Source organism: Nostoc sp., from assembly GCF_036917815.1.
Classification (GTDB): domain Bacteria; phylum Cyanobacteriota; class Cyanobacteriia; order Cyanobacteriales; family Nostocaceae; genus Nostoc.
In genome coordinates this window covers 139,051-155,969 of the sequence record NZ_JBALEK010000035.1, presented here as the reverse complement: position 1 = coordinate 155,969, position 16,919 = coordinate 139,051, and the positions used below count along the sequence as shown (strand labels likewise).

At 41.6% G+C, this 16,919-nt stretch carries 15 protein-coding genes; 9 read left to right on the top strand and 6 right to left on the bottom strand.

Annotated elements, in window-relative coordinates:
* Window positions 1–127 precede the first annotated feature (127 nt).
* Complete coding sequence (gene thiS / locus V7K97_RS09300) at window positions 128–340, top strand: sulfur carrier protein ThiS (protein WP_334800589.1); 213 nt, start codon at window positions 128–130, stop codon at window positions 338–340.
* Between the two features lie 316 nt (window positions 341–656).
* On the opposite strand, the gene V7K97_RS09295 is transcribed toward thiS, so the two are convergent.
* Complete coding sequence (locus V7K97_RS09295) at window positions 657–1,886, bottom strand: glycosyltransferase family 4 protein (RefSeq protein WP_334800588.1); 1,230 nt, start codon at window positions 1,884–1,886, stop codon at window positions 657–659.
* 550 nt (window positions 1,887–2,436) lie between these two features.
* Window positions 2,437–2,766 (bottom strand): hypothetical protein, encoded by a 330-nt coding sequence (locus V7K97_RS09290; protein ID WP_334800587.1) that lies wholly within the window; start codon window positions 2,764–2,766, stop codon window positions 2,437–2,439.
* 66 nt (window positions 2,767–2,832) lie between these two features.
* Between V7K97_RS09290 and V7K97_RS09285 the strand changes: the two genes are divergently transcribed.
* Together V7K97_RS09285 and V7K97_RS09280 are read left to right on the top strand one after the other, a co-directional pair.
* Window positions 2,833–3,816: a DUF1517 domain-containing protein gene (locus tag V7K97_RS09285; protein WP_334800586.1), complete on the top strand. Its 984-nt coding sequence runs from the start codon at window positions 2,833–2,835 to the stop codon at window positions 3,814–3,816.
* 346 nt (window positions 3,817–4,162) lie between these two features.
* On the top strand, window positions 4,163–4,543 hold the full coding sequence (locus tag V7K97_RS09280; RefSeq protein ID WP_334800585.1) for a calcium-binding protein: 381 nt from the start codon (window positions 4,163–4,165) through the stop codon (window positions 4,541–4,543).
* Window positions 4,544–4,597: 54 nt separating this feature from the next.
* Here V7K97_RS09280 and V7K97_RS09275 read toward each other — a convergent pair whose 3' ends face one another.
* The 3 genes from V7K97_RS09275 to folB form a co-directional block, all read right to left on the bottom strand.
* Window positions 4,598–5,158: a sugar O-acetyltransferase gene (locus tag V7K97_RS09275; protein WP_334800584.1), complete on the bottom strand. Its 561-nt coding sequence runs from the start codon at window positions 5,156–5,158 to the stop codon at window positions 4,598–4,600.
* Between the two features lie 19 nt (window positions 5,159–5,177).
* Entirely contained in the window at window positions 5,178–6,473 is a 1,296-nt protein-coding gene (locus tag V7K97_RS09270) for a GGDEF domain-containing response regulator (protein ID WP_334800583.1), read from the bottom strand.
* A 963-nt stretch (window positions 6,474–7,436) separates the two neighbouring features.
* Window positions 7,437–7,805, bottom strand: a complete 369-nt coding sequence (folB, locus tag V7K97_RS09265; protein WP_334800582.1) for a dihydroneopterin aldolase — start codon at window positions 7,803–7,805, stop codon at window positions 7,437–7,439.
* Window positions 7,806–8,209: 404 nt separating this feature from the next.
* On the opposite strand from folB, the gene menD reads away from it, so the two are divergent.
* The 3 genes from menD to V7K97_RS09250 all read left to right on the top strand — a co-directional run bounded on the left by menD (window position 8,210) and on the right by V7K97_RS09250 (window position 12,877).
* Window positions 8,210–9,964: a 2-succinyl-5-enolpyruvyl-6-hydroxy-3-cyclohexene-1-carboxylic-acid synthase gene (gene menD / locus V7K97_RS09260; protein ID WP_334800580.1), complete on the top strand. Its 1,755-nt coding sequence runs from the start codon at window positions 8,210–8,212 to the stop codon at window positions 9,962–9,964.
* A 641-nt stretch (window positions 9,965–10,605) separates the two neighbouring features.
* Entirely contained in the window at window positions 10,606–12,210 is a 1,605-nt protein-coding gene (gene murJ / locus V7K97_RS09255) for a murein biosynthesis integral membrane protein MurJ (RefSeq protein ID WP_334800579.1), read from the top strand.
* A gap of 154 nt (window positions 12,211–12,364) precedes the next feature.
* Window positions 12,365–12,877, top strand: coding sequence for a hypothetical protein (locus tag V7K97_RS09250; RefSeq protein ID WP_334800578.1), 513 nt, complete (start codon window positions 12,365–12,367; stop codon window positions 12,875–12,877).
* A 95-nt stretch (window positions 12,878–12,972) separates the two neighbouring features.
* Here the strand turns inward: V7K97_RS09250 and V7K97_RS09245 are convergent, their stop codons facing one another.
* On the bottom strand, window positions 12,973–13,989 hold the full coding sequence (locus V7K97_RS09245) for a ribose-phosphate pyrophosphokinase (protein WP_334800577.1): 1,017 nt from the start codon (window positions 13,987–13,989) through the stop codon (window positions 12,973–12,975).
* 660 nt (window positions 13,990–14,649) lie between these two features.
* Here V7K97_RS09245 and V7K97_RS09240 point away from each other — a divergent pair.
* The 3 genes from V7K97_RS09240 to V7K97_RS09230 all read left to right on the top strand — a co-directional run bounded on the left by V7K97_RS09240 (window position 14,650) and on the right by V7K97_RS09230 (window position 16,750).
* The gene (locus V7K97_RS09240) at window positions 14,650–15,636 is read left to right on the top strand and encodes a decaprenyl-phosphate phosphoribosyltransferase (RefSeq protein ID WP_334800576.1); all 987 of its coding nucleotides are present in this window, start codon (window positions 14,650–14,652) and stop codon (window positions 15,634–15,636) included.
* A gap of 180 nt (window positions 15,637–15,816) precedes the next feature.
* On the top strand, window positions 15,817–16,362 hold the full coding sequence (locus V7K97_RS09235; RefSeq protein ID WP_334800575.1) for a YqeG family HAD IIIA-type phosphatase: 546 nt from the start codon (window positions 15,817–15,819) through the stop codon (window positions 16,360–16,362).
* A 52-nt stretch (window positions 16,363–16,414) separates the two neighbouring features.
* Entirely contained in the window at window positions 16,415–16,750 is a 336-nt protein-coding gene (locus tag V7K97_RS09230) for an SMR family transporter (RefSeq protein ID WP_334800574.1), read from the top strand.
* Window positions 16,751–16,919: the final 169 nt, after the last annotated feature.

The following is a 16,919-nucleotide window of genomic DNA, read 5'->3' as shown; positions in this document are numbered from 1 at the left end:
TAGTCATTAGTCATTAGTAAATAACCAATGCCCCATGCCCAATGCTCCATGCCCCATACTTCTCTTCTTAGGCTGCGCCAACGACTGCGCTCAGTACAAGTGCCCCATGCCCCACGCCCCACATATTATGTCTAATGAGATTACGATTCAGGTAAATGGGGAAACCCATAGCTGTTCGTTTCAAACTTCTTTACCCGACTTACTCCAACAGTTGGGTTTTAGCCCCCGCTTAGTGGTTGTAGAATATAACGGCGAAATTTTACACCGCCAGTTTTGGCCGGAAACAAAAGTTCAAACAGGCGATCGCTTAGAAGTTGTCACTATTGTCGGTGGTGGTTAGTTCAAGCATGACTTAAGGGACTTCCAAGAAATAAATTATCCAAAGAAACGAACCACTCCAGACACAGAGAACACAGAGAGAGGAGAAATAGAGAGGCTTTTGGGTCAGTTTTTAGGACATTTTTTTATTTGGAAGTCCCTAACGTGAGTTCGATCAGCCTCCCTCTCCGAAACAGAAAGGGAGGAGCAACGAAAAGTTCAGCTTCTTGCTCCCCTCTCCGCATCGGAGAGGGGCTGGGGGAGAGGTAAAATAAGACTAAGACTTGTCGAACTCACATTGACTTAAGATTGCTATAATTCCTAACTCCTAATTGTCATCAAATCGCGTTCCTGCCTTCTGATTTGTAAAGCGATCTGTGAAGGGTTCTACGCTTGGCTAATTCTTTACCTTTGCGGCCAAGTTGGTCACGTAGTTGCTGATCTTTGCACAACCGATTGAAAGCTTGAAACACTTCATAACCAGAATTGGGATTAACTAGTATGCCATTTTCTTCATGCTGAACTGTGTCTAGAACACCGCCCAAACGAGGCGCAATTACAGGCTTCCCAAAGTAACTTGCTTCTAAATAAACTACACCAAAACCTTCCACACTATTAGCTTTAGTATCTAATAAAGTCAGCATGGCAAATATATCACAGGCTGCATAATAACCTGCCAGTTCTCGCTCTGGCACATATCCGGCAAAGTGTACACGCTTATCTACCCGCAAACGATGGGCCAGAGATTTCAGTTCCGATTCACTTGACCCTTCTCCGCAAACTATATAGTGGACATCGACCCCAAAAGTTAGCAATAGTGGGATGTTATCAATTACTCGGTCGAAACCTTGATGTTTTACTAAGCTGCCGATGGAGAGAATAACTATTGCTGATTCGGGAATGTTGTACGTCTGACGCATGCGAACACGTAAATCATCAAGGCTACTGGGACTCGCTAGATTATTACCAAATTTTTCTGGTCTAATTACTGGGTTAATAACGTGGATAGGAGTATCTAATCGCAAAGCGGTTCGGAGATAGTCTCTTGTATAAGAACTGTTACAAACAATGCCTTCAGCTCTATGAAGTGTTAATCTAAATAGCGATCGCAGCACAGGATTGTGTAAACTACAAAGAAGATCATTGCCGTGCAGATAGATAAAAAAGCGAATAGGTAACAAATAGCTCAATAGCAACAGTGAAGGAAAATCATAGCCGTGACCCCATTCTATATAACGGTAGTGATAGCGAAAATAGAGTTTAATTGCTAGTACAAATGAGCAGACGATATTGACCAAAGGCTTTAGGATATTTCCTAAAAAGCTACTATGCCAGTATGTAGGATAAAACCAGCGATATATCGGAAACTGTTGACCTCGATCAAATACTTGATCTCCTGAGCAACTAGCCGCCAGCACAATCACTCGTTCTGGATCTTGGAGACAGCGATTGTACATATATTCCCCAATTACAGCTTCTTTCGGTAGGAAGATCCGGGATATGACTAGGATATCTGGGTATACAGCTTTGTCTCTGATTTCGGCTGTTAGTTGAGAAATATGTTCCATAATAAAGTTGATGACTAGATTTCAAATAATTTTTAATTTATTTGCAATTAGGATTACTTTCAAAGCCACTAATTATTATTTTATTTCTTTTAAAACGAATGTGGTGGACAAATTTACAGCCGATTTTAGAAGATTGACCAAAAAGATTGTTTTTTTTAATTGTATTGATTTGATTTTTGCTGTCAATTTCTCACTACTTGAGAATTTATGTGCATGATGAACAATAAATAAAAGCTAGTACTTATAGCCAAATTGCTCAGTGAACAACTGTGGTGAAAATTATGAAATTTAGCTACTTCAATACAAAGAATATCCTAAATACTCTAGGCTGTTGTGCCAAAATGCCAAAAAACTGGGTAAGTGTTTGGTAGCTATATGGTGTCTATATGGTTTGATTGATAGGCATTATGGACATTTATTAGGCTGCTATCTAGACGTAAATATACGTATACTAGATGTATTTAAAAGTGATAATGTAGGGGCAATTCATGTAGACGCAAAGCGGCTTCCCGTAGGGTATTGCTCCTACATCTGAAAATCATGATTTCGGCTATTGTTTGGGTAAGTCATGTTTTTTACTCAGCACTGGATTAAAAAAATTAGTCAAAATAATCACTAAAAATCTAAATAGTCTGTATAATTCAAAACTGTAGTCTGAAAGTGCTATTTCAAGATGTCGCAACAATTGGGCGATGCCTAATAGCCCGTCGTAGACATCGCAAATTTCTGCGATCGTGAACGTGTCTTCAGGTACGGTTCCCCAGTCGAGAAATCCCCCCTGCGATCGCTGTCTACCCAAGATAAGACGCGGTAAATTGAATATGTAGCCTCTAAAAATTAAGGCTACAAACTTGCTGTTACGGGCTGGTCTTAGTGACATACCGTAAGACTCTTAAGAGCATGGGGATAAATCATAAATAATTTCTGTTTTCCAAGCGATTGTATTATGCATAAAAAACTACAACAAACCATCAAACCTCTGTTAAAAACCTTCTTAGCCCTAAGCCTGGTGTTAGCTTTGGCTCTTGGTCATGCCGATGGAGCATTAGCAGCCCGCAGTGGGGGTCGTATTGGTGGTGGCTCCTTTAGAGCGCCTTCCACCCGCACTTATGCACCTCCTGGTGGTGGGGGCGGATACTACCCTGGTGGTGGTTTTGGTGGTGGCTTTGGTGGTGGCTTTGGCTTTCCCTTCCTAATTCCCTTCTGGGGTATTGGGGGAGGATTTGGTGGTATATTTACCATCTTAATCTTCTTGGCGATCGCTAATTTCTTATTGCAAACCTTCCGCCGCGTCTCTAGCGGTGAAACTGAAGAAGCAGATTACAGCAGCAACTCTCCGGTTTCGGTAACTCGCTTGCAAGTAGGTTTGTTAGCTCAAGCCCGGGAATTGCAAAATGAACTCAACCACATTGCTGAAACTGCTGATACTAACACCCCAGAAGGCAGAGCAGAAGTTCTCCAAGAAGCCAGCCTCGCTTTACTCCGCCATCCCGAATACTTTGTATATGCAGGTGGTGGCACTCAACAAGCCAGTTTAAATTCAGCAGAAGGTCAGTTTAATCGGCTGTCACTGGCAGAACGCAGCAAGTTTAGCGAAGAAACTCTTTCTAATGTCAACAACCAGCTAAAAGCAGCCCTTGCTAAAGATGCCTTACCACCGGCTGGTGAACTCGACAACCCCACCCGCCTATTTACCGAAGGCCCTGGTGAATACATTATTGTCACCTTGCTAGCGGCGACACTAGGTAAGTTTCAAATCCCCACAGCGATTAACAGCGCTGATGATTTGCGTCAAGCTTTGCGGCAAATTGGTAGTATCCCTAGCGACAAGCTTCTGGCAATTGAAGTTCTTTGGACTCCCCAAGCTGAGAATGATACCCTGACATCTGATGATGTGTTGGCAAATTATCCTGATTTGAGACTTGTTTAATCTGTAAACTACCCACACTTACCCGAAGGTAAGTGTGGGTAGTTTACAAAAAGTCAGGAGAGTTTAAAAGGGAACAGGGAACGGGCAACAGGGAACAGGGAAATCCCCATAATTAAAATTAGGGGATTTGTACAAGGACGTATTTTTTCTTGCGCTACGCGTCCCCTTAAAAAATGTTTTTATTTCTTTCATAAATAAATTTAGTTGCTCTGTACCCTAAATCTTCTCCTGGCAAAGACGCTGCGCGAACGGGGCTAATTCTTGCACTGTTAAGAGTTCCCTCTTCCCTGTTCCCGCCCCGAAGGGGCTTGGTCAACAAAATGTATTATACGCAAAGCGTTATCTTATGCCTAGTGTTGAACCCGACGAAAACCGAGAGCATCGCATTAAAACAGAGATCATTATAGATGCTGAAGACAAAGAAGAACGGGCTATGGGTTGGTACTACTACCTCGAAGAGACTCTGAATTTTCCCTTTCTGGCTAAATGGACTAAGAAGGGACGAAAATCAGCTTCTACCGAAGAGAAGCAAGTCGAAGTGCTGGGAATGGCCCCAGATGATGAATGTTTAAAAGATATGCTTGTAGAAGTGGCTTACATTAATGGTAAGGATGAAGATGTATATTCTGCAAAATTATCGGAAATAGCAGCTATTGATGCTGACGGTGAAACTCAAGATGCGATCGCAGACTGGCTCTATTGGATTGCTAGAGATTACAAGTTGTGAACTACCCCACCCTGCCTACGGCTGAGGGTGGGGACTTCCGCGACACGTTAAATTCTAGGATAAATACCGAATGACGCGGCAGGGATTACCAACAGCGACAACATTCTCAGGTATATCTTTGACAACTACACTGCCAGCACCAATGGTTGTATTATCACCAATAGTTACACCTGGACAAATAATTGCACTACCACCAATCCAGACATTATTACCAATGTTAATTGGGGCGGCTAATTCTCTACCAGAAAGACGAATTTCTGGCTCTGTAGGATGATAAGCCGTATAAATTTGCACATAAGGAGCGCACAAGACATTTTCGCCAATGTGAACTGTATTGCAGTCTAAAATTACACAGCCATAGTTCATATACAATCTGTCGCCAGCGAAAATATTACTGCCATAGTCACAGTGAAAAGGTGGCACAATGAATATTTTCTCACCGATCTTTCCAAATAACTCTTGCAAAATTTGCTGCCGTTGTTCTTGCTGTTCTTCGGTTGTAGAATTGTAACTTCGCAACAGACGGCTAGCTCGCTTATTTTCGGCAGCTAATTCTGGATCTTCCGCCAGATACAATTCGCCTGCAAGCATTTTCTGTTTTTCGGTTTTTTCCATGACTGACTTCTGGGGCTAATTAACTAAATATGGTATAAGTAGCTTTTCCCTGCCGTTTAGCTCGGTACATAGCAATATCAGCATCGCGCAACACAGTTGCAGGCTCATCATAATTAGAATTACTAAAATTCCAAGTAATACCAATGCTAGCTGTAGTAGATAATTGATACCCATTGAGGTTTAGTGTCAATCCTAAGGAGTCTTGAATACGTTTGGCAACATTGGTAGCGTCGGTAATATCTTTAATATCCTCCAAGAGAATAGTAAACTCGTCACCACCAAATCGTGCTACAGTATCCCAACCACGTAAGCATGACTCTAAGCGTCTAGCGATCGCTACTAAAAAATCATCCCCGATTCCATGCCCGAAGCGATCGTTAATCTCTTTGAAGCCATCTAAATCTAAAAATAAAACTGCAAAATAATAATCGCTTTTGCGTTTGCTACGTTCAATGGTTTGTCTGAGACGATCTAAAAATAAAACCCGATTTGGTAATGCTGTCATCCCATCATAAAAAGCATTGTGGATCAGTTGTGCCTCTGTCTGCTTGCGTTTGGTGATGTCTTGAAAAACTAGAACTGCGCCAGTAATATGGCCATTTTGATCGCGGATGGGTGCAACATTATCCCCAAGGGCTATTTCTTTGCCATCTTTGGTAATTAGTATACAGTTTTCCGGTAAGTTTACAACTTCACCTGCTTCGATTACATAAGTGGCTAAATTTCCAATTGTTTCTCCTATATCTTTGTCAACTAATTTAACCACTTCTACTAAATTTTTACCTAACGCTTCACTTTGCTTCCAACCAGTGATTAGTTCTGCTATGGGATTCATCATTTGAATACAACCATTTGCCGATGTCACAATCACTCCACAGCCCATACTGTTAATAATTGCCCTCAGCCTTTCTTTTTCTTCGTGTAACATCAACATCTTTTTGCTCTGATGTTTGTGCAAAGACATTTCAATCGCAAAATGTAAATCACTTTCAATAAATGGTTTGACTATGTAACTAAAAGGCTCACTTAGCTGATTTTTTTGCAATTTTTTAGATTCCGAATACTCTGTTAGATATACTACAGGCACATGGAAGTGATTCTGGATAATATCCGCTACATCTATACCGTCAATTTCCCCAGCTAGACAGATATTAATCAATACTAAATTTGGATGAGTTTCTGCTACCTTTTTTATTGCCTCTTCACCAGAATTAGTTATTTCTGAAACGTAATAACCTAATTTTTGTAAACTGCTTCTAATATTTGAGGCTAGGATTTTTTCATCCTCAACAACTAGGATTTTTCGGGTGAACATCTGATGATAAATTGTTTGCTAAGGTTCAGATTTTGGTTCTGAGTATTAACTCAACCTAAAGGTCATTATCTTATCATAAACAATCCCTAAATACCCTGTTTTATTAATTAATATAAAACTGACTAACTATCAAATAGCATCATGTTAGTAACCTCCGATAGTTTATATACTTATCAAAGCTAATTCTGATGAGTTCATCCAGTTAATATCATGCCATTAACATCAAGTACAAAGTACCATGTAATTACGAGCAATCAAAAATTAATTTTCAAAAATATGCAATGATTTTTTTTTCAGCGAAGCATAAATAACAAGTATAGTACTTGTGTAAAAATTAATCAAGAACAAAAGTTGATAAAAACGCAGTATACTACTTTCATTTAACTTAAAGAAAATAATCTAGCGTCTCTTCTGTCTGACTTTTCACGGTATCTGGAAAACCTCACTTCTATTTCTTTCTCCTTTTAGGAGAGAGACTTTGAATTTTCCCCCAACGCTAGTAGGGAAACGGTTTAGGGGGTTAGGTCAATCGTTAGCTTTTCCACATAGCGTGAAAAGTCAGATATTATGTATGTGTATAAAAAATAAATATTGCCTAAATTACAACTAGAAATTAATCATTATCGAATTAAAAAGTTTAATATCACTTTCTTTTCAAATATTTTTTGTTTCAGTTAGAGTCTAAATTTCGGTCTGAAATTGTATTAAATTGTTAATGGTGAGAGATGATATTACTTAGAACTATTTATCGCTTCTGGTTAATACTTAATCACAAATCTTGTGATCTGAAAATATGCAAGTCAAATGCTCATCAGCAGATCACAGGATTTTTTAGTTTTTTGATAACGAGCCGGTGCTGGGGGCAATGGCAGGAAAGATTCTCTTTGTGAGATACTGCCACGCTCTACCTAAACCGCCTCTCTTTGCTAGCTTATAGGTATTGAAAAAAACACGTTTTGTATTTTAGAGATTAGACTTACTTTTAATCAGTTCAATGCTAATTTTGCCACCAAAATCTGGAATAGGTGCGGCAGGTTTGCTCAGAATGACTTGCACTTGTATTACACGATCGCATTCTTGGAGGATAGAATCTGCGATCGTTGTTACCAATTTCTCCAGTAAAGCAAATTTAGACGTTTTGACCAGATGTTGTATCAAGCTAATAACACTGCGATAATCTACAGTGTTTTCGATCGCGTCAGTCTTGGCCGCTGTGGAGATATCCAACCATAACTTGACATCCACCTCAAACCATTGTCCTAGCACCTGTTCTTCTTGTAGATACCCAGTGTAGCCATAGCAGCGAATTCCCGTTAAATAAATGCAGTCCATAAAAGTTTGAGAGGAAACGAACTCTTTTTCTGGTAGAATTGTACATCTTGAGCATCAAGTCCGTCAGCGAAAACCAAGATAATAGGTACAGGTTGCAAGAGAACCCTTCTCTGCGAGACGCTCCGCGAACGACTACGCTCAGGATAAAAGGTTTGGGTCTTGGGAACTATGACTCCTAATGAAAGGATGGAATTTAACACCAATAGGACTACGGAGTTATCTTGGAGATTCCCGATGAATTGGCAGAGCCTACACTATACCAGGACTTACGCAAACAATAGCTGAAACTCTGATTCTTAGGTAGGGGCAATTCATGAATTGCCCCTGAGCGCGTGTAGTTTTGCGTAAGTCCTATATACTACAAGCGCGGTTGGTGTGTGGTGGTTCACGATTGTTTTATAGCTATGTTTGATTTAATGCCGATCGCTTATAGGAACATTAATCAACTTTGGGGTTATATTTTAACAGAGACGCTAAAGGGGTTGGGATTGACTTGTGCGATCATTTGTCCGGGATCGCGCTCTACGCCCTTAGCAGTCGCCTTTGCTCAACAAGTACCTGACATTGAAGCGATTTCCATTCTCGATGAACGTTCCGCCGCCTTTTTTGCCTTGGGACAAGGGAAAGTAACCGGACGCCCTGTAGTAGTTGTTTGCACCTCTGGGACAGCAGGAGCAAATTTTTATTCAGCAGTCATTGAAGCCTCATATAGTCGCGTACCACTGTTGATATTAACCACCGATAGACCGCCAGAATTGCGAGATTGTCATTCTGGGCAAACTGTAGATCAATTGAGATTATATGGAAACTACCCAAATTGGCAAACAGAGTTAGCCTTACCCTCTGCTGATTTGGGAATGCTTGCTTATCTGCGACAAGTGGTAATTCATAGTTGGGAAAGAGCGCAAACTCCGACAAAGGGGCCAGTACATTTGAATATTCCCTTTCGCGATCCCTTAGCGCCTGTTCCTGATGGAGAGACACTAAATTTAGCGTCTCTACAATTTCACCTAAAAGACTTCTTTGCAGGAATAGCTAACCCATACCCCATACCCCATGCCCAATGCCCAATGCCCAAAGATTGGAAAGAATGCGATCGCGGCGTAATTATCGCAGGTGTTGCCCAACCACAGCAACCACAGGAATATTGTAGAGCGATCGCGCACCTTTCCCAAACTCTCAAATGGCCTGTGCTAGCAGAGGGACTTTCCCCAGTCAGAAATTATGCTGAACTCAACCCCTATTTGATTTCCACCTATGACCTGATTTTGCGAAACCAGCAACTAGCAAAGCAGTTAGCGCCCGAAATGGTGATTCAGGTGGGAGAAATGCCTACTAGTAAAGAATTGCGTACCTGGATAGATGCAACCCAACCGCGACGCTGGGTAATTGATCCCAGTGACCAAAACCTTGATCCTTTGCACGGAAGAACAACACATTTACGGATATCTGTAGAAGACATCAAAGTAGAGGAGATAAATTTATCTTTATCCTCCGACTATGGAAAGAAATGGTGTGATGCGGAAGCTAAGGTTAGGTTAATTGTTGACCAGACTATGGGGAAAATAGATGAAATCATTGAGAGTAAAGCCGCTTGGTTAATTTCTCAGATTTTACCGCCAGAAACGCCTCTGTTTATTGCCAATAGTATGCCCGTGCGGGATGTGGAATATTTCTGGAAACCGAATAATTTAAGAGTGCGATCGCACTTTAACCGGGGTGCAAATGGCATAGATGGCACATTATCCACAGCTTTAGGAATTGCCCATCGCCAGCAAAGTAGTGTGATGTTAACAGGAGATTTGTCTCTGTTACATGACACCAATGGTTTTTTAATCCGCAATAAGTTTGTTGGGCATCTGACAATTGTATTAATTAACAATAATGGTGGTGGCATTTTTGAAATGTTACCCATCGCCAAATTTGAGCCGCCATTTGAAGAGTTTTTTGGCACTCCCCAAGATATTGATTTTGCTCAGTTGTGCGCGACTTATAATGTGGAGCATGAATTAATTACTTCTTGGGAACAATTACAGCAAAGATTAAACCCACTTCCAAGTAAGGGAGTTCGGGTTTTGGAGTTGCAGACAAATCGCAAAAACGATGCTCAGTGGCGACAGGAAAATTTGCGGAAGTTTGCTGCGGATATTGTAATTTAACTAATTCGTAATTCGTAATGACGCTCTCTATTAAACGCTGCGCCTAGCTTGCTTCCCTGTAAGGGACTCATATCATGTCCGTATAAATATAGGACTTACGCAAAACTGCACGCTGTAGGGGCAATTCATGAATTGCCCCTACCTCAAAATCAGGGTTATAGCTATTGTTTGCGTAAGTCCTGAAATAGTTATGATTCCCACAGTCATTGCACCCCTCCCCGCTCTTCGGGAGGGGAGACAAAGCGTAGCTTTGGCGGGGTGGGGTTCTTCGGGTTTAATAAGTAATCAGCAGGAGATGATATCACAAATAAAAAAACATCCCAAATTTTCTTGTGGGATGGGTGTTCCCACCCGTCCCATCTTCAGGGCAGGCAGGATGCCCACCCCACAAGATGAATAATTTATTTCTTGCAATTCCATAAGGGTACGCGGACACGATAAAGCCTGATGCTAAGGTAATTCGTAATGACGCAACTTGTAATTCGCTGTATCATAGCAATCTCAGAGAGCGATCGCTTCGCCTTCACCCTTAGCGAATGCATTTAAAATGACTAATTTATCAAAAATTACCTGACAGAGTGGGGAATTTCAGGTTAAATGTTTAAAAGTATGCACTCTGCAAGAGTTGTCGGGTATTATTCGTGACACAACAAGACCAAAAACCCTCTCGTTCTTTCGCTGGAATTGCTGGCATTGTTGCCGCAGCCACATTAATTAGTAAAATCTTCGGTTTAGTGCGGCAGCAAGCGATCGCTGCCGCTTTTGGTGTTGGTGCTGCTGCCACTGCCTATAGTTACGCCTATATTATCCCTGGCTTTCTATTGATCTTACTTGGTGGTGTAAATGGACCATTACACAGTGCAGTTGTCAGTGTTTTAGCCAAGCGGCGGCGAGAAGAAGCGGCTCCTCTAGTAGAAACCGTGACAACGCTGGTAGCGGGATCGCTGTTATTGGTGACAGTGGCTCAAATTTTATTTGCGGATGCGATCGTTGATCTAGTTGGTCATGGTTTGGAGCCGACAACCAGAGCGATCGCTATTCAACAACTCCGCATTATGGCACCAATGGCTTTATTTGCCGGATTAATTGGCATTGGCTTCGGTACTCTCAATACAGCCAATCAATATTGGTTACTCTCCATTAGTCCTTTATTATCCAGTATTACCGTTGTTGCCGGTCTGGGAATCTTGGCTATGCAACTGGGCAAAGATATTATTAAACCGGAATACGCTTTAATTGGTGGAATGGTATTAGCTTGGGGAACTTTAGCGGGAGCCGTTCTCCAGTGGTTAGTGCAGTTAATTGTCCAGTGGCGGTTAGGATTGGGCACATTACGCCTACGGTTTGATTTTAAATCCCCAGGCGTTCAAGAAGTAATTAGAATTATGACTCCGGCAACAGTTTCTTCTGGAATGATGCCAATTAATGTTGCCACTGACCTTTATTTTGCTAGTCCGATTCCTGGTGCGGCAGCAGGATTTAACTATGCCAATCTATTAGTCCAAACTCCCTTGGGGATTATTTCTAATATTATTTTGCTGCCCCTATTACCGATCTTTGCCAAACTAGCCGGCCCCGAAAATTGGCCAGAGCTAAAATCGCGCATTCGCCAAGGACTCCTACTCACAGCCTTTACCATGCTACCGCTAGGGGCGCTGATGGTAGCGCTATCTGTACCCATTGTGCAGGTGGTATATGAGCGCGGTGCTTTCAAGCCAGAAGCCACAGAGCTAGTTTCATCATTGCTAGTCTCTTATGGAATTGGGATGTTTGTCTATTTGGGGCGTGATGTTTTAGTGCGGGTATTTTATGCCTTGGGCGATGGACAGACACCTTTTCGCATCAGTATTTTTAACATCTTGCTCAACATCATATTAGATTGGTTTTTCGTGAAACCTTTTGGCGCTCCCGGTTTGGTGTTGGCGACAGTGGGTGTAAATTGCAGTTCAATGTTAATGCTGTTATGGTTGCTCGATCGCAAACTCAATGGTTTACCTTGGCGGGAGTGGAGTTTGCCGATTTTGGGTTTGGCTGCTGGTAGCATTGTCACTGGGGTTGCAAGTTATGGGACATTGGTTATTTCTCAGCAATTCTTAGGTAAAGAAGGTTTACTGATTCTGGTGTTGGAATTGTGTGTATCTGGCTTCGTGGGGCTTGCGGTGTTTGCTGCGATCGCTTCTTGGCTGAAAATACCAGAGGTGAATATTTTTATATCTCGTCTCAGTCAAAGGTTTTTGAAGAAATAATTGTCATTTGAATTTTTCACTTGGTACACCCAACCGGGTGAGAAATAATTCAGCCACTTGGGGGAACCAGGAGCGCGAGGTGACATTTTGTAAAAAAAGAGATTCTAGTACTAGAGAACATTGATTTTACTTAACTCTAGTGAGAATTAATTCTATGAAACTTACAAAATTAGCTGCCTCTGTACTTGCTGTTGCTTCCATTGTCCTTTCAGCCGGCATTGCATCTGCTCAAACAGCTGGCACAAACGCTGACTATATTGGTGCTGGTATTGCTGTTGGTGCAACCAGTGGCGGACAAGGAAACGATGAAGCCCAAATTGGTGGTAATATCCAAGGACGTTACGCCGTTCCTAAGACACCTCTTTCATTACGGGGTTCTGCGCTGTATGGTGGTGATGCTGCTGCAATTATGCCCATAGTGACTTACGATGCCCCCATCGCCAAAAATACTAACGTTTACTTCGGTGGTGGTTATTCTTTTGTAACTGAGGAAGGTCAAAAAACCCCATTGGGCAATCAGAATGCACCTGTAGTCACCCTTGGTATTGAATCAGAAGTTAGCAACCATGTCATTGCTTATGGCGATACTAAATGGGGCATTGACGCCTACAGAAATAGTGGTGCTGATGCCGTCAGTTTCCAAGCCGGATTAGGCTATAGCTTCTAGTGATTAAGTAGAGCGGCGTGAATAATTAAAAACCCACACCGTACCCGATCAAAGGGTCAGCGTGGGTTTTTTAGGCTTATAACGCAAATTCCAGTCTAGCGGAACATACTACTAACTGAAGTATCTTCATGAATCCGCCAGATAGTTTCTCCTAAGAGATTAGCTACTGACAGCACCACTAGTTGGGGAAAGCGATTGTTTTCTGGTATGGGAATTGTATTGGTGACAATGACTTCTTCAAACAAGCCAGTGGATAACCGCTCCATTGCTGGTGGAGAGAACACCGCATGAGTTGCACAGGCGTATACCTGACGCGCTCCTTCTTCACGCAGTAATCGCGCTCCTTCTGCGATCGTGCCTCCAGTGTCGATCATATCATCCACTAATACTGCCGTTTTACCTTTAACGTCGCCGATGACATTTAACACTTCTGCAACATTATGTGCCTGACGACGTTTGTCAATGATCGCTAGTGGAGCATCACCCAGTTTTTTGGCAAATGCCCTAGCTCGTGCTACACCACCAACATCGGGGGAAACAACTACAAGGTCTGGCAGTTGTTTGCTTGCTAGATAATCTAGCAATACTGGTGAACCGTAAACATGGTCAAAAGGTATATCGAAATAGCCTTGAATTTGAGCCGAGTGCAAATCCATTGCGAGAACGCGGTTGGCACCTGCTTTGGTGATTAAGTTAGCAACCAGCTTGGCGGTTATTGACTCTCGTCCTGCTGTTTTGCGATCGGCACGCGCATAACCATAATAGGGAATTACTGCCGTCACCTGTCGTGCCGAAGCCCGACGACAGGCGTCAACCATAATCAATAATTCCATCAAATGATCGTTCACGGGTTGACAACATGGCTGGATTAAATAGACATCACAACCCCGAATCGATTCTTGGATTTGAACGTAAAGCTCTCCATCCGCAAATCTTTTACGAATCATTGGCCCCAAGTCCATGCCCAGATAACGAGCGACTTCTTGAGACAGTTGTATATTGGCAGAGCCAGAAAACAGCCGCAGGCGATGATTCTCGTTCAGCCCTGTTGCAGATGGTTGCACCTTGAAAGTTGCAGAACTGAGCACAGCAGATCCTCTATGTGCATTCATAGCAATATTATCATTAGAGATTTAATAGATTTAACCGAGAAATCGCCTAAAAAAACATCTGTGAGTTTTGTTGAAGCTTCCATACAAAATTTAAACATTTTCCCATAAAATTATCATTCGCTAACTCTCTAATTTTCTTGGCAGGCAAACCATTGATAGCTTAACCGATATCAAGTCCGTCCACTATATCTATAGTTCAAGTTTGTTGGTTTGAGGTCTATAACCCCAATCTCTCAAAGATTGGTGTGATAGATTGCTTCTTCTAACTACCTCATTTATAGCTGACAGTAAATCATTTACAACTTAAGTGAGATTAAAGTTTGTTCCCATACAGTATAGCACCCTTGACTACGTATTCAAGTAGTAGCTTATTATTCCATATCTTACGCATGGACAAAAATGAAAATTATACAACTTAGAAGACTCTACCAGCAAACACAATTTGTCCATAGGTGAGCAAGTTTTTAGATAAAGATTGGATAAAGCTTAAATGAAGATTGAATAAAAATATTCTTTTTGATACCTAAAAAATACTTAATAGGGGTAACATCATCTAGGTAAAGACTTTTAAGTATTTTTACTAGAAAATTTTTAATTAAATCCGTAAAAGTTGTTGAATATCTAAATTTCTGCTGAGACATAGAAGCGGTAGGCATACTTATGGACTCTCGACGTACCTCTGTAGTAGAAAAATCTTTAACTGCCATAGCAACTAGTTCTAAGAAGTCGGGGTACTACTTAGCTGCTATGCGGCCGCGACAATGGACAAAAAACTTGGTGGTGTTTGCAGCACCACTTTTTGCATTTAGCATCAATCTGCAATCTCTGCTAGGTAGCCTCTTAGCATTTGGATTATTTTGCTGTGCATCAAGTGGCTTCTACTTAATCAATGACATCGTAGATGTTGAATCTGACCGTCAGCACCCTGTCAAGTGTAAACGGCCAATTGCTGCTGGATTAGTTAGCATCCGTGTTGCTACGGTGATGGCATTGGCGCTGTTGGGTGGCGCTCTGATGATTGCGTGGTTGCGATCGCCCCGGTTGGGTGCAGCCATAACTGCATACGCCCTGTTGCAGGTCGCGTATAATCTGCGACTGAAACGGATGGTGATTTTAGATATTGGGGCGATCGCTACCGGATTTGTTCTCCGAGCTTATGCTGGTGCTGCTGCTACCAGTATTACTTTATCATCTTGGTTTTTAATGTGTACTGCAATGCTGGCGCTATTCTTGGGAATTGAAAAGCGGAAAGCAGAACTGCGGTTAGCAAAAGTAAAAGGCAACAAGCCTCGCTCTGTCCTCAAATACTATTCCTTGCCTCTACTGGGTCGAATGGAAAATGTTGTGACTACTGGTACGGTTGTCGCATATTCTCTTTGGAGTGCTGGTCCCTATCTACATGGCGCCTCCACTTCCTGGATGTTACTGACTTTGCCGTTTGTTTTGTATGGAATTTTTCGCTATCAATTGCTGAGTGACCCTGAAGAGATTGCCAGTTACAGTGACGAAATTATTGAGCAAGGTGGACGCAGCGAACGACCAGAAGAAGTTTTATTGAAAGATGTGCCCATTCTGTTAACTGTCATTGGTTGGGTGTTAACTTGCTTCGCTATTCTGTTGCTCAAACATCAAGGGCTGATAAAATAAATCTCGTTGATAGCCTAGTACGACACGGCGGAAATAAAGCAACCATTTTAAATAGCCAGAAAGCCTACAAAATAAGCATTCTTTCTTTTTACTTTTGCCTTCTTGTACTAGCCTCATGGCAGAAATTCGGGACTTTGCAGATGAAAAATTTCAAAACTTTTTTGATGAGGTGGCCCAAATTTGCTATCTAAAGAGAAACTCTATAGGCTTCCGCGACGTATCCATACACTAGCTGAAATAAAAATTGAGAAAATCAAGATTTCTGGTGTTAAAGGAATCATTCTTGATTTAGATAACACTATTATTTCTGAAGACGATCGTTACCTATCTCCTTATGTAGAAGATTGGATTAGACAAGCAAAGTTAGCCGGATTGCAATTTTTTATCCTCTCAAATGGGAAACGTCGTTATCGCGTCAAATATTGGTCTCATCGTCTTGATATTCCAGCGCTGAGTCCAGCTAAAAAACCCTTTCCTCCGGCATTTCGTAAAGCAATAGCCTATATGCGTTTACCAGCAAAACACATACTCGTCATTGGTGATAGTTTACATACTGATTTTGTGGGAGCACTACTTTCTGGATGTGGCTTCATGCAAGTTGCTACCCTACCGCACCCACCCCGATGGTGGGAAAAACTTGCTGGCAAATGGGTGCAAATAGCTTATCCATCTGGAGCAGAAATTTGGGATTTTGACGATAACGCTGGCTATGAGAGTTTCTTATAAGTTGCTCTTTTGATCAAAAAATATCACCTTCTAAATTGAGTAAATTTTCACTATGAATAACCAGATAGTTTTTAGCTTGCTGATTTTAATCACAGTGGGGTTAAATACACTGGCTCAAAATCTATTGAAACTAGGAGCAGGACAAAATCCCTTAAATATCTATTTATTGGGAGGAATTTGTACTTATGGTCTGAGTACGGTTTTTTACGTGGTAGTTTTAGGGAAGCTGAATTTATCAGTTGCCTATCCAGTAGTGATTGGATTAACAATTACACTGACAATGATCACTGGTGCTGTATTTTTGAGAGAGAAAGTCTTAATTTCCCAATGGTTAGGAGCGGGTTTGATGTTGAGCGGTATCTGTGCGATCGCTTTAAGTAAACATTAACTAGTATTTCAAGAATATTTAAGTTATGTAATTAAAAGTGCTAGGATATAAAACGCCTTATCCTAGCATCATTAATAGACTAGCTTTAACTCATTACGTGCTTCTGAAGCATTTGCCTGATTCATTGTCCCACAAGTGGGTATGAAAGAAGGTATGCCCCAGTAATTTC

Bases quoted from the DNA above. Each gene is read 5' to 3' on its own strand.
- V7K97_RS09295 (WP_334800588.1), bottom strand. From the start codon at position 1,886: ATGGAACATATTTCTCAACTAACAGCCGAAATCAGAGACAAAGCTGTA.
- V7K97_RS09280 (WP_334800585.1), top strand. From the start codon at position 4,163: ATGCCTAGTGTTGAACCCGACGAAAACCGAGAGCATCGCATTAAAACA.
- folB (WP_334800582.1), bottom strand. From the start codon at position 7,805: ATGGACTGCATTTATTTAACGGGAATTCGCTGCTATGGCTACACTGGG.
- V7K97_RS09285 (WP_334800586.1), top strand. From the start codon at position 2,833: ATGCATAAAAAACTACAACAAACCATCAAACCTCTGTTAAAAACCTTC.
- V7K97_RS09250 (WP_334800578.1), top strand. From the start codon at position 12,365: ATGAAACTTACAAAATTAGCTGCCTCTGTACTTGCTGTTGCTTCCATT.
- thiS (WP_334800589.1), top strand. From the start codon at position 128: ATGTCTAATGAGATTACGATTCAGGTAAATGGGGAAACCCATAGCTGT.
- V7K97_RS09245 (WP_334800577.1), bottom strand. From the start codon at position 13,989: ATGAATGCACATAGAGGATCTGCTGTGCTCAGTTCTGCAACTTTCAAG.
- V7K97_RS09290 (WP_334800587.1), bottom strand. From the start codon at position 2,766: ATGTCACTAAGACCAGCCCGTAACAGCAAGTTTGTAGCCTTAATTTTT.
- V7K97_RS09275 (WP_334800584.1), bottom strand. From the start codon at position 5,158: ATGGAAAAAACCGAAAAACAGAAAATGCTTGCAGGCGAATTGTATCTG.
- V7K97_RS09270 (WP_334800583.1), bottom strand. From the start codon at position 6,473: ATGTTCACCCGAAAAATCCTAGTTGTTGAGGATGAAAAAATCCTAGCC.
- V7K97_RS09240 (WP_334800576.1), top strand. From the start codon at position 14,650: ATGGACTCTCGACGTACCTCTGTAGTAGAAAAATCTTTAACTGCCATA.
- V7K97_RS09230 (WP_334800574.1), top strand. From the start codon at position 16,415: ATGAATAACCAGATAGTTTTTAGCTTGCTGATTTTAATCACAGTGGGG.
- menD (WP_334800580.1), top strand. From the start codon at position 8,210: ATGTTTGATTTAATGCCGATCGCTTATAGGAACATTAATCAACTTTGG.